Origin of the sequence: Thalassotalea sp. G20_0, assembly GCF_017744175.1 — a bacterium.
In the GTDB taxonomy this organism is placed as follows: Bacteria; Pseudomonadota; Gammaproteobacteria; order Pseudomonadales; family Endozoicomonadaceae; genus Endozoicomonas.
Window position 1 is genome coordinate 1 of the sequence record NZ_JAGHQV010000195.1, and the last position, 1445, is coordinate 1445.

A 1445-nucleotide genomic window follows, 5' to 3' on the forward strand; every position below is an offset into this window, starting at 1 on the left:
CTATAGAGCCAACAAAAAACCCTCCGAAAACAGCTAAAGTCGAAACGGAGTCGTACAATCTTCCGATCATTGATCAATCGTTGATTGACTCCAGTGATATCCCGAAAACGACCTTGCTACAGCATTATTTTCCATCAAGTCTCTCACCTGATGCCCAGACCATTGCCCGCCCCGTTCATGGTGTCCAGCACAGTTGCCGGACGGCGATCTGGGCCGTAGCCCTGTTGCAACAGCGTAAACAGCACGGCGATCCCAAGGCGGTAGCATTTCCCGACCACATGGTACCACTGCTGATCAAAGCCTGTCTGTTTCACGACACCGGCCGTGAAGGCGATGGGGTCGATACGGAGGAGTGGGAGCGGGCCAGTGCTGACAACCTGATGGAACACCTGCGCAACTGCGGCATCGAGCAGTCCCTGGCCTGGCAGTGTGGCGAGGCGATTTACCACAAGGATAATCCCAAGGGCTGCCAGAATCTGCCAGAGGCAATACAGACCCTGCGCAGTTTGCTCCATGATGCGGATACGCTGGAGGTTATGCGGGTAAGGGAATGTTTTTACATAGACCAGCTGGAGTGTTTTGCTGCCTGTCAGGATGATCACCAGAGGAAAGAGTGGCGCACGCTGGCCGAAGAGGTCTGCCGGGTGATTGCCAGGCAGGGTGATCTCTGGTTTCCGATCAAGTTGCAGGACAGCGCCACAGAGCAGGAACATTTCTTCAGCATCGGTACCGCCAGCAAGTGTGAAAACAGGAAAAAACAGTGGGAACACCATCCTTCGCCATTCAGCTATCAGCTTCATAGCATAGGTGAACAGTCCGCTGTTATCCGGGAGTTAATCTCCCCATACACCGAACACCCGGCAAAACCACAGGCCCCCTCCTTCTCCCTGGCACAACTGACCCCACCCGGTGCGGATATAAAAGAGTGCCAGGGCAGTTGGCCAAAGGGGCTGTATAGCGACCCCGTCAGCCAGCAGGTCTATTACATCAAACCGACCAGCGGTGAGCTAAGTGCGCAAAACCAGCGGCTGATGGGCAACCTGGCCCGACTGCTGGGCATCACCGTACCCGAGAGCTTTGTCCATCAGGAACAGGGTCATTTTTATCTGGTCAGTGCTGTTCCCGAACAATGGCAGGGTAAACTCAAAGGCGGGGAGGAGACCCTGCGCTCCCTGTCTTGTGAACAGTGGGCCAGATTACTGCTGATTAATGTGATTGTCGGTAACGAAAGTATGGTGAACAGTGACTGGGAGGGCATTGAACTGACCCCGGAAGGGGAACCGGTGATGTTCCACTGGGACTTTGCCGGGATGGCGACTCGCTACCCATGTCCTGAGAAACCAGACCCCGCCCCCAAAGCGGATGATTTTTCCTCCATGCCGATGCTGCTGAATAAACTGCGAGACCCTCAGGCACCCCCCATGAACTCGCTGCCCATCCACAAC

General features: G+C 55.2%; 1 protein-coding gene. It reads left to right on the forward strand.

Annotated features, from left to right (window positions below):
• Nucleotides 1–1445, forward strand: a 1445-nt coding sequence (locus J7438_RS25455; protein WP_209278839.1) for a SidE phosphodiesterase domain-containing protein, incomplete at both ends; no start/stop codon positions are given.